Source organism: Pseudomonas sp. S2_F03, from assembly GCF_054668335.1.
Genome location: NZ_CP162759.1, coordinates 1,875,538 through 1,899,800 on the forward strand (window position 1 = coordinate 1,875,538; position 24,263 = coordinate 1,899,800).

Genomic DNA, 24,263 nt, shown 5'->3' on the forward strand with positions numbered 1-24,263 from the left:
CAGAGGGCGCCTCCCGTAACGACTGGTTCACCAGGCTCGTTACACCTTCAGAGGCGCCCTTGGGCGCGCGCGATTAACAGCAATAGCTTGAAGCTTTATCAGTGCACATCTTTCCAGTATTCGCGCTTGAGCAAATAAGCGAATACGAAGAAGAATGCCAGGTACAGCAAAACGTATGTACCTATGCGCTGATGTTGCAGCTTAACCGGGTTAGCCGAGTAAGCCAGGAAGGTTACCAGATTCTTGACCTTCTCATCGAACTGCTCTTGGGTCAAAGCACCGCTTTTCGGCACGATGGTCAACTGATCGCACGCTTCATGGGTCAGCGCCGTACCGGTCAGAGGATCAAATTGCTTCTTGCCGTCTTCGACGATCTGAACCTGCTTGCAACCCACGACCTGACGGCCTTGCAGACCCGCCAGGACGTTAGGCATACCCACGTTCGGGAAGACCTTGTTGTTCACGCCCCATGGACGCGACGGATCTTCGTAGAACGACTTCAGGTAGCCGTAGAGCCAGTCAGTACCACGAACACGAGCCACCAGCGTCAGGTCGGGCGGAGCCGCACCGAACCAGGCCTTGGCGTCCGCCGGCTGCATGCCGATGCTCATGTGGTCGCCAATCTTGGCGCCCGTGAACACCAGGTTCGAGAGCATCAGATCATGGGGAATGCCCAAGTCATCGGCGACACGTTCGTAACGCTGGAACTTGGCGCTGTGGCAACCCATGCAATAGTTGGCAAAGGTACGCGCGCCATCCTGCAGGGCAGCCTTGTCAGAAACGTCGATATCGACCTTTTCCAGCTCGGGACCACCGTGTTCGGCCGCGAAGGACAGGACAGGCAGAGCAGCAAAAATCAGTGCAAAAAATAACTTTTTCATCAGCCAGTCACCCTTTCCGGAACCGGTTTGGTCTTCTCGAGCCTGGTGTAGAACGGCATCAGAATGAAGTAGGCGAAGTACAGGAAGGTGCACACCTGCGACAGCAACGTCCGCTCTGGAGTTGGCGCCAACACGCCCAGCACGCCCAGGATCACGAACGAAATGCAGAACACCCACAGCCAGATCTTGCTCAGCCAGCCTTTGTAGCGCATCGACTTGACCGGGCTACGGTCCAGCCACGGCAGGACGAACAGCACAGCAATGGCGGCGCCCATGGCGATAACGCCCAGGAGCTTGTCCGGAATCGCCCGCAGAATCGCGTAGAACGGCGTGAAGTACCAGACCGGAGCAATGTGCTCTGGGGTCTTGAAGGCGTTCGCCACTTCGAAGTTTGGCTTCTCGAGGAAGTAGCCGCCCATTTCCGGGAAGAAGAACACGATCGAGCAGAAGATGAACAGGAACACCACCACGCCGACGATATCTTTCACGGTGTAGTACGGGTGGAAGGCAATGCCGTCCAGCGGTACGCCGTTTTCGTCTTTGTACTTCTTGATGTCCACGCCGTCCGGGTTGTTCGAGCCGACTTCGTGCAACGCCAGAACGTGCAGCACCACCAGACCGAGAATCACGATTGGCAGGGCAACAACGTGCAAGGCGAAGAAGCGGTTCAGGGTAATCCCGGAAATCAGGTAGTCACCACGGATCCACTGGGTCAGGTCGTTACCGATGACCGGGATCGCACCGAACAGCGAGATGATCACCTGGGCACCCCAGTAGGACATCTGGCCCCACGGCAGCAGGTAACCCATGAAGGCTTCGGCCATCAGTGCCAGGTAGATCAGCATGCCGAACACCCACACCAGCTCACGCGGCTTCTGGTACGAACCGTAGAGCAAGCCACGGAACATGTGCAGATAGACCACGATGAAGAACGCCGAAGCGCCAGTGGAGTGCAGCAGACGCAGGATCGAGCCGTACTCGACGTCGCGCATGATGTATTCGACGGACGCAAACGCCTCTTCCGCCGACGGGGTGTAGCTCATGGTCAGCCAGACACCGGTGACGATCTGGTTGACCAGAACGAGCAATGCCAGGGAACCAAAGAAATAGAAGAAGTTGAAGTTCTTCGGGGCGTAGTACTTGCTGAGATGGTCTTCCCACATTTTGGTCGCGGGAAAGCGCGCATCAACCCAATCCATGAACTTGCTCATCACGCTTTCTCCGTATCGACGCCAATGACAATGATGTCATTGGTCTCATAGGAATGCGGGGGAACTGGCAGGTTCAAAGGCGCAGGTTGCGACTTGTAGACGCGACCAGCCAGATCGTAATGGGAACCGTGGCAAGGGCAGAAATAGCCACCTACCCAGTCCTTGCCCAGATCGGCGGGTGCCACTTCGGGACGGAAGGTCGGAGAGCAACCCAGGTGCGTGCAAATACCGATCAGCAGCAGAATCTCTGGCTTGATCGAACGCAGCTCCGGATCAACATATGTAGGTTGCGTGGAGTTCTTGGAATCCGGATCGGAGAGCTGGCCCTCGATCTTTTTCAGGTTCCCCAGGATTTCCTCGGTACGGCGGACAATGAAAACCGGCTGGCCGCGCCACTCAGCAATCATCTGCTGGCCTGGCTCGATTTTGCTGACATTCACTTTCACCGGTGCACCTGCGGCTTTCGCCTTGGCACTGGGAAACCATGACCCCACGAACGGGACCGCAGCCCCCACCGCTCCTGCAGCACCCACCACGGATGTGGCTGCTACCAAGAAGCGACGCCGGCCTGCATTCACGCCGTCATTGCTCATTCAGTCCTCTCCCATCAGCTTTGTGGCCTGTTAAATCAGGCATCTACTAAGTAAATCTATGTGCTTATAAAAATTTTGCCGAATGGTAATGAAAAGCCCCAATTCTGACAAGGTAATTACCGAGGGGCTCCACTGCCAAGCCTTGTAGTATAGGGGCTCTACGGATGTGGCAAGTTGTCACAGCGCAATTCTTTGATAAATCGCACGCACAAAAAAACGCCCAGCTCCGTGAGGAAACTGGGCGTTCTTTTTTGAACGTGAAAGCGTATTAACGCTTCGAGTACTGCGGACGCTTACGCGCTTTACGCAGACCGACTTTCTTACGTTCAACTTCACGAGCATCGCGAGTAACGAAGCCAGCTTTGCGCAGAGCGCCACGCAGGGTTTCGTCGTACTGCATCAGAGCGCGAGTGATACCGTGGCGGATTGCGCCAGCTTGACCACTTACACCACCGCCGATCACGGTGACGTAGATGTCGAACTTCTCGACAGTCTCAGTCAATTCCAGCGGCTGACGAACTACCATGCGGGCAGTTTCGCGGCCGAAGAAATTATCCAGCGAACGGTTGTTGATGGAGATGTTACCAGTACCCGGACGCAGGAAAACGCGTGCGGTTGCGGTCTTGCGACGGCCAGTGCCGTAATTTTGAGTCGCCGACATAATGAACTATTCCGTTAAAACTTCAGTTCTTGGGGCTGCTGAGCAGTATGAGGGTGTACAGCGCCCGCATAGACTTTCAGCTTACGATACATGTCGCGACCCAGCGGGTTCTTAGGCAGCATGCCTTTGACCGCGGTCTCGATCACGCGCTCAGGGGCTTTAGCGATCAGCTTTTCGAAGTTGATCGACTTGATGCCGCCCGGGAAACCGGAGTGGGAGTAGTAGATTTTGTCGGTGGTTTTAGCACCGGTTACACGAATCTGCTCGGCATTGATAACGACGATGTAATCGCCGGTGTCAACGTGAGGAGTGTACTCAGCTTTATGCTTGCCACGCAGACGGCTCGCGATTTCGGTGGCCAGACGACCCAGGGTCTGACCTGCAGCGTCGACGACAAACCAGTCGCGCTGTACTGTTTCCGGTTTAGCAGTAAAAGTTTTCATTCTTTATAGCCTCAGGGGCCGCCCTGTAAATTAGACGGCGGATCTTACTGAATAGTGCGTACTTTGACAAGTCAAAGGCAGCCGGATACAGACGCTTTCGGGGGCTCGGGTCGGCGCGTCCGTTCAACGGCAAGATTCTTCGGCGGCGGCGCATCACTTCCACTGCAGAAAGAGGTGCGCAATTATGCAGATTGCGAAAAATAATTCAACCTGCTTTTATGATTGTTTTGCTCAAGGAGCACCCGATGGACTATCGCCAGCTAGGCCGAACCAATCTGAATGTGAGTGCCATCTGCCTCGGAACCATGACCTGGGGCGAGCAAAACAGTGAAGCTGAAGCCTTCGCCCAGATTGAACGGGCCAAAAATGCCGGGATCAATTTCATCGACACCGCCGAAATGTACCCGGTGCCACCCAAGGCCGAAACCTACGCCACCACCGAACGCTACATCGGCAATTACTTCAAAAGTCGCGGTGATCGCGCCGACTGGATCCTCGCCAGCAAGATCGCCGGCCCCGGCAACACCATCGATTACATCCGCGACAAGAACCTGCGCCACAACCGCCAGCACATCACAGAAGCCGTAGATGCCAGCCTCAAGCGCTTGCAAACCGACTACATCGATCTGTATCAACTGCACTGGCCCGAACGCAGCACCAATTTCTTCGGCCAATTGGGCTACAAACACAAGAGCGAAGCCAACCTCACGCCGCTGGAAGACACCCTCGAAGCGCTGGACGAGCAGGTCAAGGCCGGCAAGATCCGCCACATCGGCCTGTCCAACGAAACGCCATGGGGCACCATGCGCTTCCTCGCCCTGGCCGAAGCCCGCGGCTGGCCTCGCGCCGTATCAATCCAGAACCCGTACAACCTGCTCAACCGCAGCTTTGAAGTCGGCCTGGCAGAAATCGCCATTCGCGAACAATGCGGCCTGCTCGCTTATTCGCCGCTGGCGTTCGGTTTTCTCTCGGGCAAGTACGAAGGTGGCGCGCGCCCACCGAAAGGCCGCCTGAGCCTCTACAGCCGCTTCAGCCGCTATTTCAATCCACAATCGGAAGCAGCGTGCAGCCGTTACGTCGCCCTGGCCCGTGAACATGGTCTGGACCCGGCGCAGATGGCATTGGCATTCGTGACCCAGCAACCGTTCGTCACCAGCAACATCATTGGTGCAACGACGATGGAACAACTGGAGAGCAACATCGCCAGCTTCGAGCTGAAGCTGTCGGATGAAGTGCTGGAGGGGATTGAGGCGATCCACAAGGACCACCCGAACCCCGCGCCTTGATCGCCTGATAAAAAACCTTCGCGAGCAAGCCCGCTCCCACATTTAACCGAGTTCTCCCATAAGAATGCGGTCGAATGTGGGAGCGGGCTTGCTCGCGAAGGCGTCAGTCCATTCGCTGCAAATTACAGCGACCGCGCAATAATCTCTTTCATGATCTCGTTAGTGCCGGCATAAATCCGCTGCACTCGCGCATCCGCCCACGCCCGGGCAATCGGGTATTCCCACATGAAGCCGTAGCCGCCATGCAACTGCACGCATTCGTCGAGCACCTTGCATTGCAGGTCTGTGCCCCAATACTTGGCCATCGCCGCCGTCGGCACGTCCAGCTTGCCTTGCAAGTGCAGCTCCAGACAGCGGTCAACAAAAACCCGGCCAATCTGGATCTCGGTGGCCATTTCCGCCAGCTTGAAGCGAGTGTTCTGGAAGTCGGCAATCGCTTTGCCAAACGCCTTGCGCTCGCGGGTGTAGTCCAGCGTCCATTGCAACGCAGCTTCAGCGGACGCAAGCCCGCCGACGGCCACGGTGAGGCGTTCTTGCGGCAGTTCCTGCATCAGGTAAGCGAAGCCCATACCGGCCTGTCCCAGCAGGTTTTCCTTGGGGACCCGAACGTCCTGAAAGAACAGCTCCGACGTGTCCTGAGCCTTCATCCCGACCTTTTCCAGACGCTTGCCCTTGTCAAAACCCGGTGTGTCGGCCTCCACCAGAAACAGGCTGGTGCCCTTCGCCCCGGCCTTTGGATCAGTCTTGGCCACGACAATCACAAGGTCCGCCAGAAAGCCGTTGGTGATGAAGGTTTTCGACCCATTGATGACGTACTCGTCGCCATCCAGCACCGCCGTGGTCTTTACCCCTTGCAGGTCGGAACCGGCACCCGGCTCGGTCATGGCGATCGCCGTGACCATCTCGCCCGACACCAGTTTTGGCAGGTATTTGTGCTTCAGCGCTTCACTGCCGTAATGCAGGATATACGGCGCCACGATGTCCGAATGCAGGGAAAAACCGATCCCGGTCAACCCCAGGCGTCCGACCTCTTCGATCACCACCGCGCTGTACAAAAAGTCTGCCCCCAGCCCGCCGTATTCCTCCGGCAAGTGCGAGCACAGCATCCCCGCCTCCCCTGCCTTGTTCCAGAGCTTGCGGTCGATAAAGCCTTGTTTTTCCCATTGTGCATGGAACGGCACGGCTTCTTTTTCGAGGAACGTTCGCACGCTGTCGCGAAAGAGTTCGTGCTCGGAACTGAACAAGGTTCTGGGGATCATGCGGCACCTGTCGTTATTGTTAGAGGACTTGACCTCCAGAGACTAAGCCTCGCGTCCGACACAGGACACTGGACACATCCGACAAAAAATAAGACGATCCAGCCGTTTGATGACCACTTTCCCTTATAAAAATAAAGTTGAATTATGTCTAAGCAAGTCTCCACGCCCCTGCGGCGCGTCAGCATCCTGGCGATCGACCGGGTTTTCGCTTCCACCCTCATGCAAGCCAAGGATTTCTTCCATCTGGCCAGCCTGCGCTATGGAAAACAGCTGGGCCAGGGCCTGACGCCGACCTTCGAAACCCGTCTGGTCAGCCCCGATGGCAAACCGGTGAACAGCTTCAGCGATGTGATCATTCCAGTGGACGGCGGCCTGGAAAATGCCGATGTCATCATCCTCCCTGCCTTCTGGGACGACTTCGACACCCTCTGCAAACGTTATCCACAGGTCCTGCCATGGCTACGCGAGCAACACGCTCGCGGCGCGGTGTTGTGCGGCGAAGCGACCGGGGTGTTCTGGCTCGCAGAGGCGGGCCTGCTCAACGGCAAGGAAGCGACCACTTACTGGCGTTTTTTCAACGCTTTCGCCGAGCGCTTCCCACAGGTTCAGCTCAATCAGGACAAACACCTGACCGACGCCGACAACCTGTATTGCGCTGGCGGCACCACCTCGGCCTGCGACCTCTACATCTACCTGATCGAGCGCTTCTGCGGCGCCAACGTATCGCAAGCCGTGGCGCGGGACATTCTGTATGAAGTCCAGCGCAGCTATTCACCGGGGCGCATCGGTTTTGGTGGGCAGAAGCTGCACCAGGACGTGATCATCCTGCAGATCCAGCACTGGCTCGAAGACCATTTCGCCGACAAATTCCGTTTTGAAGACGTGGCCCGCGAACATGGCATGAGCATTCGCAACTTCATGCGCCGCTTCCAGACCGCGACCGGCGACAAGCCCCTGCATTACTTGCAACGCCTGCGCATCGAAACAGCCAAGGGCTTGCTGTCCGGCAGCCGCAAGAGCATCAAGACCATCAGCTATGAGGTCGGTTACGACGATGCGAGCTTCTTTGCGCGCCTGTTCCGTCAACACACCGAACTTTCCCCGAACCAGTATCGGCAGCAGTTTCAGCAGGCGGCTTAGTCTTCAGCGCATAAAAAAGGGCCTGCATTTGCAGGCCCTTTTTATTTACCGAATCTGTTTAAGGCTTATGCGCCCGAGACAGGAATTCGTGGGACTGCATCTCCAGCAGACGGCTGAGCGTGCGCTGGAACTCGAAGTTCAAGCGGCCGCCGGTGTAGAGGTCTTTAAGCTCGACTTCGGCAGAAATGATCAGTTTGACGTTACGGTCGTAGAACTCGTCGACCATGTTGATAAAGCGACGGGCGATATCATCAGTGGTGACACTCATCTGCTCGACATTGCTGAGCAATACGGCGTGGAAAATCTTGCCCAATTCGATGTAATCGTTCTGGCTACGCGGGCCATCGCACAGTTCACGGAAGTCGAACCAGGCCACGTCATCGCAGGTGCGCACGGCACGGATAGCGCGATTCTCGATCATCAGCACGTCGTTTTCGACCGCTGCCGTGCATTCCGGCGTCAGCGCACGGAAGCTCTTGCGCAGGCTTTCCTGAGCGGCTTCATCCAGCGGAAAGTGGAACAGCTCCGCTTGTTCAAGGTGACGCAGACGGTAGTCAACGCCGCTGTCGACGTTGACGATGTCGGTGTTCTGCTTGATCAGCGCGATGGCCGGCAGGAAGCGCGCACGTTGCAGACCGTCCTTGTACAGACCGTCCGGCACGATGTTCGAAGTCGCGACCAGGGTCACGCCGTTCTTGAACAGTTCTTCCATCAAGGTGCCGAGAATCATGGCGTCGGTGATGTCGGAAACGAAGAATTCATCGAAGCAGATCACTCGCGACTCATCGGAGAAACGCTTGGCGATGATGGTCAGCGGGTTCTTTTCGCCGCCGAGGGTCTTCATCTCTTCGTGCACACGCTTCATGAAGCGGTGGAAGTGAGTACGGGTCTTTTCCTTGAACGGCAGCGCTTCGAAGAAGGTGTCGACCAGGTAAGTCTTGCCGCGACCCACGCCGCCCCAGAAGTACAGGCCCTTGACCGGCGCCTGCTCTTTCTTGCCAAACAGTTTGCCGAATAGGCCCGGCTTGCTCTGCGAGGCCGCGACCAGATCGTCGTACAGGCGCTGCAAATGGCGCACGGCAGTTTCCTGCGCGGCGTCATGGAAGAATTCCGGGCGCTTCAGATCAGCTTGATATCGTTCTAGGGGCGTCATAATTCGTTAGCAAGGCAACAAAAACGGGCCGTCACTGTAGCGACGGCCCGGGGGAATGGCAATCGGCCCTTGGTCGGGTCGAGCCGCTGATTTATTCCTGAACCGGCGTCAACGCAACGCGCAGGGCGTCGATGGCGACGTCACGCGCGGCGCTGTCGGCGAATGCCGGGCTATCTGCCACGCACTCGCCTTCCAGCCAGACGCTGAAGCTCAGGTCTTCGCTGCGCACGTCCAGAGGCTGGCCCGCTTGCAGTTGCTTGGTCACTTGGCCTGCGGTTTTGCCGTCGGCGAAGTTGCGCGACAACAGCAGTTGCTCGCCATCGGCCGCCAGCAAACGGAAGCGGAAACTGCCGTCGTCTTCGCGGAAGCTGACAAAACGTGCAGCTTTCGCGGCTTTTTTCTTGGTGGTGGCGGCGACTTGAGTCTGGGCCACGAAAGAACGCAGGCCGACCGCTTCACGCAATTCGTTGAGGAACGGCGTCGCTACTGCACGGGCCTTTTTGGCACCCACTTGCAGCATGTCTTCCAGGTCCGCCGGGCGTTCGATCAGCTGGTGATAACGCTCGCGGGACTCGCCCAGTTCGCTGTCCAGCAATTGGAACAGACGATTCTTCGCCTCACCCCAACCCAGACCCTGCAACAGTTCGCTGCGGAATTCGTCGGCCTGAGCCGGCGTAGCAAACGCCTGGAACAAGGTAAACAAGTGCGAATTGTCCGGGTCCTTGGCTTCGCCCGGCGCGCGCGAATCGGTGACGATCCGCGAAATGGCGTCCTTCATCTCTTTGGCGCTGCTGAACAACGGGATGGTGTTGTCGTAGCTCTTCGACATCTTGCGACCGTCGAGGCCTGGCAGCGTGGCAACGCTTTCTTCGATCAGCGCTTCAGGCATGGTGAAGAATTCTTTGCCCTGACCGAACAGGTGGTTGAAGCGTTGGCCGATGTCGCGGGCCATTTCCACGTGCTGGATCTGGTCACGACCGACCGGCACCTTGTGCGCGTTGAACATCAGAATGTCCGCCGCCATCAGCACCGGGTAGCTGTACAAGCCCATGGTGATGCCGGCGTCCGGGTCTTCGCCGGTCTCGACGTTCTTGTCCACCGAAGCCTTGTAGGCATGGGCGCGGTTGAGCAGGCCCTTGGCGGCAACGCAGGTCAGCAGCCAGGTCAGCTCGGGGATTTCTGGGATGTCGGACTGGCGATAGAACGTCACGCGGTCCACATCCAGGCCACCGGCCAGCCAGGTCGCGGCGATTTCCAGACGCGAGCGCTGGATGCGCAGCGGGTCATCGCATTTGATCAGGGCGTGGTAGTCGGCCAGGAAGTAGAACGAATCGGCATTGCTGTCACGGCTGGCGACAATCGCCGGGCGGATGGCGCCGGCGTAGTTGCCCAAGTGTGGCGTGCCGGTAGTGGTGATGCCGGTGAGGATACGGGTACGAGTCGTCATGGGTAATCGCTTGTCAGACTGCAATCAATTCGAAAGACGCGGCAGGATCAGATCCTTGAGATCGGTCAGCTTGCCATGAAAAAAGTGTCCGCATTCTGCCACTTTCAGCAGCTCATGGGGACGCTCGAGTTTTTCGGACCAGTCGTAGACGGCTTGCGGGTCGATCACTTCGTCGGTTTCCGGTTGGATCAGGGTCAACTGGCCCTGATGCGGCAGTTGATCCTGATCGCCCAGCCGCATGACTGCCGGTGCGACCATGAACACATGTTTCAGCTGTTCACCGTTGGCTTCCAGGCGTCCACCGAGACTGGCGGCAACAAAACCGCCGAACGAGAAACCGAACAGGGTCAGTGGCAAATCTGGATGTTTGGCCCGCAGCCATTCGGCCGCGGCTTGAGCATCGTCGACTTCACCGGTGCCCATGTCGTGGGTGCCTTCGCTGGCACCGACGCCACGGTAGTTGAAACGCAAAGTAATCAAACCGGCGTCACGCGCAGTACGCTGTAAGGTCGAGACCACTTTGTTGAGCATGGTGCCGCCCTGCACCGGGTTCGGATGGCAGATCAGCGCAATGCCGCACGGCTGCTCATTATCAAGATAAAGGGCTTCCAGTTGACCCACCGGGCCATCAATCACTACAGGGGTTTCGCGCATAAGCAAGGAAGGAACTCCGTGACCTCGAATCGGGTCGACTCGTCTAGCAAATTGTCTGTGCCAATCTATTGCGAGTGAATCGCGGTATACAGCGCAGGTTCGAGCCGTTAACGTAAAGCAAAGCCGTTTATAGAGGAAGGACTCGTGGAACACTCGCTCTTAGTTTGGTTGTTACCGACTCTTGCCCTGGTTGTGGGTGTCGCCATTGGATTCCTGATCGCTCGCCTGGTGCCGAATGCCGCGCCGAGCAGCACGCAACGTCAGCTGGATGACATTCAGGAACGTTTCGACAGTTATCAGAACGAGGTGGTCACCCACTTCAACAGCACTGCAAACCTGGTCAAAAAACTGACTGCGAGCTATCAGGAAGTTCAGGATCATCTCGCCGAGGGTGCCAATCGCCTGGCCCTGGACGAGCAGACTCGCCAACGATTGCTGGCTGCCCTGCACGCCGACGCAGCAGTAGCCCCACGGGAGCGTCTGACGCCGCCGCGCAATCAGGAGCCGCCTCGCGACTACGCACCCAAGACCCCGAACGCGCCGGGCATGCTCGATGAGCATTACGGCCTGAAGAAGTAATCAGGTTTCGCGCGACACAAAAAAGCCCGCCCGATCTGTTGAGGATCGGGCGGGCTTTTTTACGCCTGGGGTTCAGTCAGGTTGGTAAAGGGATTGCGCTTATTGCACGGCACCATACTGCTGACCCGGGATCGCCTTCAAGTTGACTTCAACGCGACGGTTCTGTGCCCGACCGTTGGCATCACCGTTGCTGGCAATCGGGTTATCCGGGCCGGCACCGCGAGCCGAGAGGTTGGCACCGCTCACACCCTGCGAAGTCAGGTAGGTCGCCACGCTCTGCGCACGACGCTGGGACAGGTCCATGTTGTGCTGACGTGCACCGGTGCTGTCGGTGTAGCCGACAATCTCGATCTGGTTCTGGTTGAACTCTTTGAGCGAGCCCGCCAGGTTGTTCAATGGCTGATAGAAACCTGGGGCAATGTTCGCCGAATCCGTCGCGAACGTAATGTTGCCTGGCATGATCAGTTTGATCTGGTCACCCTGGCGCTGCACTTCAACCCCGGTGTTGGCCATGCTGGCACGCAGCTTTTTCTCTTGCTGGTCGGCGTAGTAGCCATAACCGGCGGCGGAAGCACCCACCACTGCTGCGCCGATCAACGCGCCCTTGCCACGGTTATCGTGGTTGATGGCGGCACCCGCCAAAGCGCCGGCCAAGGCGCCGAGACCGCCGTACTTGGCGGTTTTGCTCATGCCTTGGGAGCCGCTATCAGCCTGACCCTGGCTTTGGCCATTGTAAGGGTTGGGCGAGGCGCAGCCAGACAGCAAGGCCACTGCAGTAGCGACAATAATCAAACGACGCGTGGTGAACATTAAGAGCTCCTACTTTTTTGCATTCTATGGTGCAACGGACTTAAGCATTGGACCTTTGCGGGCGTTGGATCGCCTCGCCGGTCAAAAATTCCCTGTGTTACAAATCAGGCTCGCACAAACGGATTTTCGCGCATTTCATCACCCAAACGCGTGTCCGGACCATGGCCGGTCACCACCGTCGCGTCTTCGTCAAGGGTATACAGCCGCTGCTTGATCGACCGCACGATGGTCGCCTGATCGCCTCCCCACAAATCCGTGCGCCCGACTCCGCGACGGAACAACGTGTCTCCGGCGATCAGCAGCTTGGCCTCTGAAAACCAGAAACTCATGGAGCCTGGCGTATGACCCGGCGTGTGCAACGCCACGCCACACCCGCAGGCCAGTTCTTCATCATCGGCCAACCATCGGTCCGGCGATGGCACCGGTGTGTAAGGCACACCAAACATCTGACACTGCATCTCCAGGTTGTCCCAGAGGAATTGATCTTCTTTATGCAGGTGCAGGGTGGCGCCGGTTTTCTCCTTCAACTGACCGGAGGCCAGGAAATGATCAAGGTGCGCGTGGGTGTGGATGATACTGACCACCTTCAAGCCCAGTGCGTCGAGGCGCGCCAGGATCAGTTCATGGTTGCCACCCGGGTCGACCACGATCGCTTTTTTGCTGATCGGGTCGCCGATGATCGTGCAGTTGCACTGCAAAGGGCCGACGGGGAAGGTTTCGCGAATGAGTGCAGGGGTTGTAACGGTCATGGGAACTCGATGGCCTGTATCAGACAGTAGGCAGTCACGGTGACTCAGGATTCTACGCCACTCGCCGATACAGTTCGCCAGGCCAATTACTTGACGTCAGCAAAAAAAAGTAGTGGCCAGATGATGTCAACCGTGCCGATTCTGGTGCAGAATTGTACTTTTGTAGCGGCCGCACCCAGGAAGGGCCGCAGCGCACTCAGGAATTTCGCATGCCTTCTCCTTCTGGTTACTCGTTTAGCTTAAATTCGTCACTAACCGGCAACAAAGCAGTCGACAGCCTGCTGGCCGGATCCTACTGGCTGGGTTCCAACTGGACCATCGGCGGTCCGACAAACCTGAGCTATAGCTTTGTTGCTCCGAACACGTCTTACTTCGTGACCAACTACAGCCCGGATAACGAGTACAAGGCGATTTACACCCTGAGTTCAGATCAGCGCGGTGCGGTTATCAATGCGCTGGGGGCCTGGAGTTCCGTTGCCAACATCAACTTCACACAGACCACCGACGACATCACCAATGTCGGTGATTTGCGATTTGGTGGTTACTCGCTGATGAAGGACCAGGCGGCTGCCTGGGCATACATTCCCTCAATTCGCCCAAGGGCGGAGACGTATGGATCGGTGATCCAAGTGATCCATACCCGATCAAAGGTTCCTACGATTACCTGACCGTCATCCACGAAATCGGTCATGCAATCGGTCTGAAACATCCGTTTTCGCCCAATGCGTTGAACTCCACAATACTTGACCCGTCGCTGGACGATGTCCGCTACACGGTCATGAGTTACAACAGCAACTATTCCTATCTGCCGACGACACCGATGCTTCTGGACATCGTTGCCATCCAGGCACTGTATGGTGCCAACACCCATAACCAGGCGGGCGATACTGTCTATCGCTGGGACTACTACAAAAGCGTATTCGAGACCATCTGGGATTCGGGTGGTACCGACACGATCGATGCGAGCAACCAACTGAGCGGCGTCAGCCTGGACTTGAATGAGGGCGCGTTCAGTTCGATCGGTATCGCCTTCGACTACTACGCAGACGGGACCACCTACTCCTTCAACAGTGGACTTGCGATTGCTTACGGCAGTCAGATCGAAAACGCCACAGGTTCAACGTTCAACGATGTCTTGAAAGGCAATGCCCTGAACAATGTCCTGGATGGCGGAACCGGTGCAGACCGCATGTATGGCGGTGCAGGCAACGATACTTACATCGTCGACAACAAAGATGACGTGGTCGTCGAGACGGGGTCTTCTCCCCTGGAAATCGATTCGGTTTTGTCCACCGTCAGCTACAACCTCGCCTTCAGCCCCTATGTCGAGAACCTTACGCTGCTGACCAATGGCAACCTCAATGCCACCGGCAACGCCTCGAACAACACACTCACAGGTAACGCCGGCAATAACATCCTCGATGGTGGCACCGGGGCAGACACGCTTATCGGTGGTGCAGGCAATGACACTTACATCGTCGACAACATCGGCGATGTCATCATCGAAACCAGCACCCTGGTGAGCGAAATCGACACCGTGCTGGCCTCGGCGAGCTTTACTTTGAGCGCCAACCTGGAAAACCTGACGCTTACCGGCACCGACCTCGCTTTTGCTATCGGTAACACGCAGGACAACGTGTTGACTGGCAATGCTGGCAACAACATCCTCAATGGCGCCGCCGGTATCGACACGATGATCGGTGGCAAAGGCAGTGATGAATACATCCTCGACCAGAGCATTGAACTGACCCTGGTTCAGGAAAATGTCGGCGAAGGCACCGATACGCTTTACCTCACCTACGACGCGAACGCCCAGAACAGCCTCGTCGACATGAACGTGGCCACCCTGCAAAACTTCGAAAACGTTCAGGTGTTGGGCTCCGGTGCATTTAACGTCACCGGCAACGACCAGGACAACACCCTGACCGGCAATGCCTCTGCCAACACATTGATAGGGGGGTTGGGCAACGACACCCTCAATGGTGGTGCCGGTGCCGATACGCTGGTCGGTGGGGTCGGCAACGACACCTACATCTTTGCCGACGCTGCGGACACGGTGATCGAAGCCGAAAACGAAGGCACCGACCTGGTCCAGACCAACGTCAGCTACACCCTGGCCGCCAATGTCGAGAACGGCCAACTGCTGGGCAGCGCGCAGGTCAACCTGACCGGCAACAATCTGAACAACAGCCTCACCGGCAACAGCGCAAACAATATCCTCGATGGCGGCGCCGGTGCAGACATCATGGAAGGCGGTGCCGGTAACGACACCTATTACGTAGACAACGTCGGCGACGTGGTCACCGAATACATTGTCTTCCCCGACCAAGTCGATACGGTGATTGCCTCTATCGATTACACCTTGGGCAATAACGTCGAGAACCTGACCCTCACCGGCAGCGCCAACCTCAACGGTACCGGCAACAACCTCAATAACATCATCACCGGCAACAACGGCAACAACATCCTCAATGGTGGTGCGGGCACCGACTGGTTGATCGGCGGCACCGGTAATGACACCTACATCGTCGACAGTGCCGGCGATATCGTCAGCGAGACCAGCACCCTGGTCGGCGAGATCGACAGCGTGCTGTCCTCGGTAACCTTCACCCTGGGCGCCAACGTCGAAAACCTGACCCTTGCCGGCAGTGCCAACATTGATGCGATCGGCAACACCCAGAACAACGTCCTGACCGGCAACGCCGGGAACAATACCCTCAATGGTCAAGAGGGTGCAGACACCATGGACGGAGGTGCTGGTAATGACGCCTATATGGTGGACAACATCGGCGACGTGGTCATCGAGCAAGGCACCTCGGCCTCGGAAGTCGACACGGTTTACAGCTATGTGGATTACACCCTGGGCGCCAATGTCGAGAACCTGAGCCTGATCGGCGCCAACATCAGCGGCACTGGCAACAGCCTTAACAACGTCCTCAAAGGCAGCGCCGGCAACAACATCCTGGATGGCGGCATAGGTGCCGACTTTATGGCCGGCGACACCGGCAATGACACGTACATCGTCGACAACCTCGGCGATGTGGTCAGCGAAACCAGCACCCTGGCCGGCGAGATCGACACTGTGCAGTCCTCAGTGGGCTTCACACTCGGCGCCAACCTGGAAAACCTGACGCTCACCGGCAACGCCAACATCAATGGTACCGGCAATAACCTCAATAACACGTTGATCGGCAACGCCGGCAACAACGTTCTTTTCGGTGGTGCAGGCGCCGACTTCATGGCCGGTGGTACCGGCGAAGACACTTACTACGTCGAAAACGTCGGCGATGTTGTCAGCGAAACCAGCACCCTGGCCGGCGAAATCGACACTGTGTTTTCCTCGGTGACCTTCACCCTGGGCGCCAACGTCGAGACCCTGATCCTCAGCGGCAATGCCAACCTCAACGGTTATGGCAACAACCAGAGCAACGCACTGTCCGGCAACGCCGGCGACAACATCCTCGACGGCATGGCCGGTGCGGACACCCTGGATGGGGGGGCCGGCAACGACAGTTACGTGGTGGACAACGTCGGTGACGTGATCATCGAGCAAGGCACCTCGGCCACGGAAATCGACACGGTCTATTCCTACATCGATTACACCCTGGGCACCAACGTCGAGAACTTGAGCCTGATCGGCGCCAACATCAGTGGCACTGGCAACAGCCTCAACAACACACTCAAAGGCAGCGCTGGCAATAACACCCTGGATGGCGGTGCGGGTGCCGACTTCATGGCCGGCGACACCGGCAATGACACCTACATCGTCGACAACCTCGGCGATGTGGCCAGCGAAACCAGCACCCTGGCTGACGAGATTGACACCGTGCGCTCGTCGGTAAGCTGGAGCCTGGGCGCCAACCTGGAAAACCTGACCCTTACCGGCAGCGTCGACCTCACTGGCAGCGGCAACAGCCTCAACAACGTGCTGACCGGTAACGACGGCAACAACGTTCTGGACGGTGGCCTCGGGATCGACACGATGATCGGTGGCCGGGGCAACGATGCCTATGCCCTCGATCAGAGTGCGGAACTGGGACTGCTACAGGAAAACAGCAACGAAGGCATCGACACCCTTTACCTCGCCTACAACGCAACAGCCCAGGGCAGCGTCGTCAATCTGAGCGCGAGCAACTTGCAGAACGTCGAAAATGTCGTTCTGGTAGGGACAGGGGCCTTTACCGTCATTGGCAACACGCTCGACAACGCCCTCACCGGCAACGCATCCAGCAATACGCTATCGGGTGGTGCGGGCAACGACATACTGGACGGTGGCGCAGGCGCCGACAGCTTGTCGGGTGGGACGGGCAACGATATCTACATCGTCGATAACATTGCCGACGCCGTGGTCGAAGGCGCCAATGAAGGTGTTGACCTGGTAAAAACCACCGTCAGCTATACCCTTTCCGACAACATCGAAAACCTGACCCTGACTGGCAATGCCAGCCTCAATGGCTATGGCAACAGCCTGAGCAACGTGCTGACCGGCAACGCCGGCGACAACATCCTCGACGGCATGGCCGGCGCGGACACCCTGGACGGCGGTGCTGGCAACGATGCCTACGTGGTCGACAACATCGGCGACGTGGTCATCGAGCAAGGCACCTCGGCCACGGAAATCGACACGGTCTACTCCTACATCGATTACACCCTGGGCAACAACGTCGAGAACCTGAGCCTGATCGGCGCCAACCTCAACGGCACCGGCAACAGCCTCAACAACACCCTCAAAGGCAGCGTCGGCAACAACACCCTCGATGGCGGCGCGGGTGCCGACTTCATGGCCGGCGACACCGGCAATGACACCTATGTCGTCGACAACTTCGGCGATGTGGTCAGCGAAACCAGCACCCTGGCCGGCGAGATCGACACCGTGCGCTCGTCGGTGAACTGGACCCTGGGCGCCAACCTGGAAAACCTGACCCTCACCGGTAGCGCCGACCTCAATGGCAGCGGCAACACCCTGAACAACGTGCTGACCGGGAACGACGGCAACAACATTCTGGACGGTGGTCTCGGCATCGACACGATGATCGGCGGCCGGGGCAACGATGCCTACGCTCTCGACCAGAGTGCGGAACTGGGACTGGTGCAGGAAAATGCCAACGAAGGGACCGACACCCTCTACCTCACCTTCAATGCGAGCCAGAGCAGCGTGGTCGATCTGGGCCAGAGCAACCTGCAAAACGTTGAAAACGTCCTGCTACTGGGCACCGGCGCCTTCATGGCTTACGGCAACAGCCTGGACAACACGATCACTGGCAACGCCAGCGACAACATCCTCGACGGCAAGGCTGGCGCGGACACCCTGATCGGGGGCGCCGGCAACGACGCCTATGTGGTGGATAACGCCGGTGACGTGATCGTCGAACAAGGCACCTCGGCCACGGAAATCGATACGGTCTACTCCTACATCGATTACACCCTGGGCGCCAATGTCGAGAACCTGAGCCTGATCGGCGCCAACCTCAACGGCACCGGCAACAGCCTCAACAACACCCTCAAAGGCAGCGTCGGCAACAACACCCTCAATGGCGGCGCGGGTGCCGACTTCATGGCCGGCGACACCGGCAATGACACGTATATCGTCGACAACCTCGGCGATGTGGTCAGCGAAACCAGCACTCTGGTCGGCGAGATCGACAGCGTGCAGTCCTCGGTGACCTTCACCCTGGGTGCCAACGTCGAGAACCTGACCCTCACCGGCAGCGCCAATCTCTATGGCTATGGCAACAACCTGAACAACGTGCTGACAGGCAATGCCGGCGACAACATCCTCGACGGCATGGCGGGTGCGGACACCCTGGATGGCGGTGCCGGCAACGACAGCTACGTGGTCGACAACGTCGGTGACGTGATCATCGAGCAAGGCACCTCGGCCTCGGAAATCGACACGGTCTATTCCTACATCGATTACTTCTTGGGTGCCAACCTCGAGAACCTGACCCTGATCGGTGCCAACCTCAGCGGTACCGGCAACAGCCTCAACAACGTCATTAAAGGCAGCGCCGGCAACAACATCCTCGATGGCGGAGCGGGTGCCGACTTCATGGCCGGCGACACCGGCAATGACACTTACATCGTCGACAACCTCGGTGATGTGGTCAGTGAAACGAGCACCCTGGCCAGTGAGATTGACACCGTTCGGTCGTCGGTAAACTGGACCCTGGGCGCCAACCTGGAAAATCTGGCTCTCACCGGCAGTGCCGACCTCATCGGTATTGGCAACAGCCTCAACAATACGATGATCGGAAACGCTGGTAATAACACTCTGGATGGTGGTGCAGGCGTCGACTTCCTGGCCGGCGGCACCGGCAACGACACCTATTTTGTCGACAACGTGGGCGATATCGTCAGCGAAACCAACACTCTGATCAGCGAGATCGACAGCGTGCGGTCCTCGGTGACCTTCACCCTGGGCGACAACGTCGAGAACCTGACCCTCACCGGCAATGCCAGCCTCAATGGCTATGGCAACAGCCTGAGCAACGTGCTGACCGGCAACGCCGGCGACAACATCCTCGACGGCATGGCCGGCGCGGACACCCTGGACGGCGGTGCTGGCAACGATGCCTACGTGGTCGACAACATCGGCGACGTGGTCATCGAGCAAGGCACCTCGGCCACGGAAATCGACACGGTCTACTCCTACATCGATTACACCCTGGGCAACAACGTCGAGAACCTGAGCCTGATCGGCGCCAACCTCAACGGCACCGGCAACAGCCTCAACAACACCCTCAAAGGCAGCGTCGGCAACAACACCCTCGATGGCGGCGCGGGTGCCGACTTCATGGCCGGCGACACCGGCAATGACACCTATGTCGTCGACAACCTCGGCGATGTGGTCAGCGAAACCAGCACCCTGGCCGGCGAGATCGACACCGTGCGCTCGTCGGTGAACTGGACCCTGGGCGCCAACCTGGAAAACCTGACCCTCACCGGTAGCGCCGACCTCAATGGCAGCGGCAACACCCTGAACAACGTGCTGACCGGGAACGACGGCAACAACATTCTGGACGGTGGTCTCGGCATTGACACGATGATCGGCGGCCGGGGCAACGATGCCTACGCTCTCGACCAGAGTGCGGAACTGGGACTGGTGCAGGAAAATGCCAACGAAGGGACCGACACCCTCTACCTCACCTTCAATGCGAGCCAGAGCAGCGTGGTCGATCTGGGCCAGAGCAACCTGCAAAACGTTGAAAACGTCCTGCTACTGGGCACCGGCGCCTTCATGGCTTACGGCAACAGCCTGGACAACACGATCACTGGCAACGCCAGCGACAACATCCTCGACGGCAAGGCTGGCGCGGACACCCTGATCGGGGGCGCCGGCAACGACGCCTATGTGGTGGATAACGCCGGTGACGTGATCGTCGAACAAGGCACCTCGGCCACGGAAATCGATACGGTCTACTCCTACATCGATTACACCCTGGGCGCCAATGTCGAGAACCTGAGCCTGATCGGCGCCAACCTCAACGGCACCGGCAACAGCCTCAACAACACCCTCAAAGGCAGCGTCGGCAACAACACCCTCAATGGCGGCGCGGGTGCCGACTTCATGGCCGGCGACACCGGCAATGACACGTATATCGTCGACAACCTCGGCGATGTGGTCAGCGAAACCAGCACTCTGGTCGGCGAGATCGACAGCGTACGCTCTTCGGTAAGTTGGACCTTGGGCGCCAACCTGGAAAACCTGACCCTCACCGGCAGTGCCGACCTCACTGGCAGCGGCAACAGCCTCAACAACGTGCTGACCGGCAACGACGGCAACAACGTTTTGGACGGTGGCCTCGGTACCGACACGATGATCGGCGGCAAGGGCAACGATGCCTACGCTCTCGACCAGAGTTCGGAACTGGGACTGGTGCAGGAAAACGCCAATGAAGGGACCGACACCCTTTACCTCACCTTCAATGCAACGGCCCAGGACAATGTGGTCAATTTGTCTACAAGCAACCTGGTCAACGTTGAAAACGTTATGTTACTGGGCACCGGTGCCTTCACGGCCCTGGGCAACAGCCTGAATAACTCGATCACCGGCAACGGCCAAAACAACATCCTCGACGGTGGCGCGGGTGTCGATACCCTGACCGGTGGTGCTGGTGGCGATACGTTCGTGTTCGGTGCCGTCAACCAAATGGGCACCGGCGCCAGCCGCGACGTCATCACTGACTTCAGCAGTCTGCAAGGCGATAAAATCGATCTGACGAAGTTCGATGCCAACCTGCTGCAGGGTGGTTTCAACGGTTTCACCTTTATCGGTGCCAATGACTTCACCGGCGCAGGACAAGTGCGTTTCATCGATCACGTGTTGTCGGGCAACGTCAGTGGCAACGCGGGGGCAGACTTCGAAATCCAGTTGGTGGGCGTCAACACGCTCAACGCCAACGATCTGGTGGCGTAAACCTCGATAGAAAGACCCGACCTGTCGAACAGGTCGGGTATACAAACAAAAACGCCCCGACTTGATCGGGGCGTTTTTTGTTTCAAGTGCACTGTTTTCGGCTAAACCAACACGCCTAATGCCTTCGCCCGTGCCACCGCCTGCGTACGCCGTTCCACCCCAAGCTTGCTGTTGATATGACTCGCATGGGTTTTAACCGTGTGCAGCGAAATGAACAGCTGGTCGCTGATTTGTTGATTCGAGCACCCTTGGGCAATCAGCTGAAGAACCGCCAATTCACGCGCGCTGAGCTGCTCTGCCCCCGAACACGACTCCACTGTCGGACGAAGGGCCACCGACGGTAGTTTTTCTGCAAGTTGCTGCGAAACATCCGTCGCAGCACTCAATTGCAGTTGCCCACGCAGCCAGCACGGATGTTCAGCCAGCAACCCGTCGAACGGTTGCAAGGCGCCACCGGTCGCCGCTTCCAGCGCCTGGGCCAGTGCCTTGCGGGCCTCGGGTTCGCGCCCGCTGGCCAAAAACAAGGTGACTTTTTGAGTCAGTGCCAAGGTGCAGAGCATTTGTCGGCCAGATTGCTGCCCATGCTCGAGCAATGCATTCAACCGCCCTTCGGCGATCATCAATTGCCCTTGAATGACGTCCAGCAAGGCTTGCTGTAACTCGATATGCAGCGGCAACTGTGGATGGAATTCCGGTGGCGCTGCGGCGTGCTCACCGGTGTAGGTCTGCCCCAGGCGCGCCAGCCAGGCTTCGGCCAGATCGGTGCGCCCCTGGGCCAGCCATAGTTCACATTTGACTAGGGTAATCATTGCCAGATAGTAAATCGGTGGCACGTCCCAGATGTGCATCAGGCGCTCGGCCTCGGCCAGTTCGGCGAAGGCGTTGGCGAACTCGCCGCTGCTGCCCTCAAGCCGGGCGATCACACAATGGCCGATGAGCACGCTGATGTCGCGACAGGCACGCGCTTCACTCAGACCCGCTTGCAAGCGCGACCGAGCGGCTTGCGGTTGCATGCGCAAGGCCAGCAAGAGCCCTTCGTATAACGTCAGCCGTGCACGTACCGCGTAAAGTCGTTGTGGGGATAACCCTTGCAGGCGTTGCAACCCCTGACGGACCTCTTGCAACGAGCGCAGGATTTCCCCGCGCGCCTGCAACACACGGGCGCGATCGTAATGGGCCAGTGCTTCAAACAACGGGTTGCCGACCCTTTGTGCCAATTCCAGCGACTCTCGATTCAAACTGCGCGCGCGCCACAAATCGCCGTCGGCAATGGCCAGGTTGGACAGGGTCGAGAGGCACATCAAGCGTTGTCCGTAGCGCTTGGCCGGCAGGCTCTGCAGCGCTTCGGTGCAATAGAGCAGCGTCAGTTCGCGATTGCCACGCCCCCGGGCGATGATGCCACTCAGGGCCAGCCACTGCGCCAGCATCGACTTCTGCGCAGTGGCCGAAGGGGCCGGCAGGAAGCGACTCAAGTGAGCCGCCAGTTCCTGCGCCGCGTCCAGCTGACAGGCCATCCCCAACGCCCAACTGTAGAGCACGATGAGCCTGGGCGTGCTGATCAACAAGCTATCGGGCAAGTCCATTTTCCAGCGCAACAGCATGCCGACGTTTTGCTCGGCCAGCAGTTGTTCCTCCGAGAGGTTTTGCACCAGGTTCGCGGCAACATCCAGATGCCCGGCACGCAACGCCTGCTCCACAGCCTCGTCGAGCAGACCCTGGGCATTGAACCAGCGACACGCGCGTAAATGCAGACTGGCGACCGGCACTATCGTCTGAGCGGTAGGCCGAGTGCGCAGCAGGTCAGAAAACAGGTGGTGATAGCGATACCAGTGGCCGTGCTCGTCCAGCGGCACCAGAAACACTTGGTGTGCCTGAAGGAATCGCAGAATTTCGGCGCTGTCATGGGCTTCGCGTACCGCGTCGCAGAGCTCGCTGCAAAAACGTTCCTGAGGCGCGGTGTCATAAAGAAACTGCTGCACTTCAGCCGGCAGACAATCGATGACCTCTTCGAGCAGGTAATCACGAATCAGCCCTTCCCCACCGTGCAGCGACTGTGGCAATGCGCTGTCAGTCCCCGCCTCGGAGGCTGCCAGCAACCAGAATCGCAGGCCCGCGACCCAGCCTTCGCTACGCTGGATCAGACTTTCCAAGGCCTCGCCACGCAATGAGCTGCTGTGGCGATCAAGCAACGTGAGCGCTTCCTCATGGGTCAATCGAAGGTCTTGCTCATGCAGCTCGAGCAGTTGGCGCGACAGGCGCAAGCGCGCCAGGTGCCAGTCCGGACGCTGTCGACTGGTGACCATGACCAGCAGGCCATCGGGCAAGTGATTGAGGAAAAACTGCAGGCAACGATCGAGTACCGGACCTTGCGCCAGATGATAGTCATCGAGCACCAGCAGCAAAGGCGTACTGGGCGACAGGTGGAAGGCCAGCTCATCAAGCAATCCATCCAGCCATTCTTCAAAGGCGAACGGCTGATGACGCTGGCGCATTTTCAGTAGACCCAACGCCTGACAGCCCAATGTCGGAAAGTAGTCCTGAAGCCCTTCGAGCAACCGCTCAAGGAATCGCCCCGGATCACTGTCTCGAGGGCTCAACCCCAGCCACAGACTTCGCCAATGCTCCGGCAGCGCCTGACAGAACTCTACCGCCAATGAACTCTTGCCGAAGCCGGCAGGTGCGCTGACCAGCAACAGCCTGCCACCGAGACCGGCACTCAGGCGCTCGCACAAACGAGGCCGCAGCACATGGCCGTCGGGCAATGGGGGCCGAAAAAGCGTCCGTCCAATGTCGCGATGGAAACGCTTGATGGGCCCGGGGATGAGGACAGATCAGTCATGGCCGGCTCTTGTTTGAATTACGGGTGGCGGCGTTGCAGATGTCCGCAGACTAGCGGTAAACGGATAGGGAATGAAGGTAATTGCTACAAATGGCTACAAAAAGTCTACAAGCAAATATGTCGATCAATCCGGCAACCACAC

16 protein-coding genes and 1 pseudogene are annotated in these 24,263 nt (G+C 58.2%); 5 read left to right on the forward strand and 12 right to left on the reverse strand.

Annotated elements, in window-relative coordinates; all coding sequences use genetic code 11:
• Positions 1–98 precede the first annotated feature (98 nt).
• The 5 genes from AB4N76_RS08885 to rplM all read right to left on the reverse strand — a co-directional run bounded on the left by AB4N76_RS08885 (position 99) and on the right by rplM (position 3,789).
• Positions 99–881 carry a cytochrome c1 gene (locus AB4N76_RS08885; RefSeq protein ID WP_046026709.1) on the reverse strand — a complete coding sequence of 261 codons (783 nt, stop codon included), beginning with the start codon at positions 879–881 and terminating at the stop codon, positions 99–101.
• Complete coding sequence (locus AB4N76_RS08890; RefSeq protein ID WP_046026710.1) at positions 881–2,092, reverse strand: cytochrome b; 1,212 nt, start codon at positions 2,090–2,092, stop codon at positions 881–883. The genes AB4N76_RS08885 and AB4N76_RS08890 overlap by 1 nt, the downstream gene beginning before the upstream one ends.
• The gene (gene petA, locus AB4N76_RS08895) at positions 2,092–2,685 is read right to left on the reverse strand and encodes a ubiquinol-cytochrome c reductase iron-sulfur subunit (protein WP_046026711.1); all 594 of its coding nucleotides are present in this window, start codon (positions 2,683–2,685) and stop codon (positions 2,092–2,094) included. The genes AB4N76_RS08890 and petA overlap by 1 nt, the downstream gene beginning before the upstream one ends.
• A 268-nt stretch (positions 2,686–2,953) precedes the next feature.
• Entirely contained in the window at positions 2,954–3,346 is a 393-nt protein-coding gene (gene rpsI / locus AB4N76_RS08900; RefSeq protein WP_002555064.1) for a 30S ribosomal protein S9, read from the reverse strand.
• A gap of 14 nt (positions 3,347–3,360) precedes the next feature.
• On the reverse strand, positions 3,361–3,789 hold the full coding sequence (gene rplM, locus AB4N76_RS08905) for a 50S ribosomal protein L13 (protein WP_007905295.1): 429 nt from the start codon (positions 3,787–3,789) through the stop codon (positions 3,361–3,363).
• A gap of 245 nt (positions 3,790–4,034) precedes the next feature.
• Between rplM and AB4N76_RS08910 the strand changes: the two genes are divergently transcribed.
• Positions 4,035–5,075 (forward strand): NADP(H)-dependent aldo-keto reductase, encoded by a 1,041-nt coding sequence (locus AB4N76_RS08910; protein WP_046026712.1) that lies wholly within the window; start codon positions 4,035–4,037, stop codon positions 5,073–5,075.
• 122 nt (positions 5,076–5,197) lie between these two features.
• Here the strand turns inward: AB4N76_RS08910 and AB4N76_RS08915 are convergent, their stop codons facing one another.
• A complete protein-coding gene (locus AB4N76_RS08915; protein ID WP_109787522.1) occupies positions 5,198–6,334 on the reverse strand; it encodes an acyl-CoA dehydrogenase family protein in 1,137 nt (378 codons plus the stop codon).
• A gap of 243 nt (positions 6,335–6,577) precedes the next feature.
• On the opposite strand from AB4N76_RS08915, the gene AB4N76_RS08920 reads away from it, so the two are divergent.
• Positions 6,578–7,474: a GlxA family transcriptional regulator gene (locus tag AB4N76_RS08920; RefSeq protein ID WP_175649035.1), complete on the forward strand. Its 897-nt coding sequence runs from the start codon at positions 6,578–6,580 to the stop codon at positions 7,472–7,474.
• Positions 7,475–7,532: 58 nt separating this feature from the next.
• On the opposite strand, the gene zapE is transcribed toward AB4N76_RS08920, so the two are convergent.
• The 3 genes from zapE to AB4N76_RS08935 form a co-directional block, all read right to left on the reverse strand.
• Complete coding sequence (gene zapE, locus AB4N76_RS08925) at positions 7,533–8,627, reverse strand: cell division protein ZapE (RefSeq protein ID WP_046026715.1); 1,095 nt, start codon at positions 8,625–8,627, stop codon at positions 7,533–7,535.
• A 91-nt stretch (positions 8,628–8,718) separates the two neighbouring features.
• On the reverse strand, positions 8,719–10,074 hold the full coding sequence (locus AB4N76_RS08930) for a tryptophan--tRNA ligase (protein WP_046026716.1): 1,356 nt from the start codon (positions 10,072–10,074) through the stop codon (positions 8,719–8,721).
• 24 nt (positions 10,075–10,098) lie between these two features.
• A complete protein-coding gene (locus AB4N76_RS08935; RefSeq protein WP_046026717.1) occupies positions 10,099–10,728 on the reverse strand; it encodes an alpha/beta hydrolase in 630 nt (209 codons plus the stop codon).
• A gap of 144 nt (positions 10,729–10,872) precedes the next feature.
• Here AB4N76_RS08935 and AB4N76_RS08940 point away from each other — a divergent pair, with 144 nt between their 5' ends.
• Positions 10,873–11,307, forward strand: a complete 435-nt coding sequence (locus tag AB4N76_RS08940) for a Z-ring associated ZapG family protein (protein WP_046026718.1) — start codon at positions 10,873–10,875, stop codon at positions 11,305–11,307.
• Between the two features lie 99 nt (positions 11,308–11,406).
• On the opposite strand, the gene AB4N76_RS08945 is transcribed toward AB4N76_RS08940, so the two are convergent.
• Both AB4N76_RS08945 and AB4N76_RS08950 read right to left on the reverse strand, forming a co-directional pair.
• Positions 11,407–12,117 (reverse strand): OmpA family protein, encoded by a 711-nt coding sequence (locus AB4N76_RS08945; protein WP_046026719.1) that lies wholly within the window; start codon positions 12,115–12,117, stop codon positions 11,407–11,409.
• A 104-nt stretch (positions 12,118–12,221) separates the two neighbouring features.
• Positions 12,222–12,866, reverse strand: coding sequence for an MBL fold metallo-hydrolase (locus AB4N76_RS08950; protein ID WP_046026720.1), 645 nt, complete (start codon positions 12,864–12,866; stop codon positions 12,222–12,224).
• Positions 12,867–13,075: 209 nt separating this feature from the next.
• On the opposite strand from AB4N76_RS08950, the gene AB4N76_RS08955 reads away from it, so the two are divergent.
• Both AB4N76_RS08955 and AB4N76_RS08960 read left to right on the forward strand, forming a co-directional pair.
• Positions 13,076–13,534 carry a zinc metalloprotease gene (locus tag AB4N76_RS08955; protein WP_460164389.1) on the forward strand — a complete coding sequence of 153 codons (459 nt, stop codon included), beginning with the start codon at positions 13,076–13,078 and terminating at the stop codon, positions 13,532–13,534.
• Between the two features lie 110 nt (positions 13,535–13,644).
• The gene (locus tag AB4N76_RS08960) at positions 13,645–21,282 is read left to right on the forward strand and encodes a beta strand repeat-containing protein (protein ID WP_460164390.1); all 7,638 of its coding nucleotides are present in this window, start codon (positions 13,645–13,647) and stop codon (positions 21,280–21,282) included.
• A gap of 101 nt (positions 21,283–21,383) precedes the next feature.
• Here the strand turns inward: AB4N76_RS08960 and AB4N76_RS08965 are convergent.
• A pseudogene (locus AB4N76_RS08965) lies at positions 21,384–24,121 on the reverse strand (LuxR C-terminal-related transcriptional regulator).
• Positions 24,122–24,263: the final 142 nt, after the last annotated feature.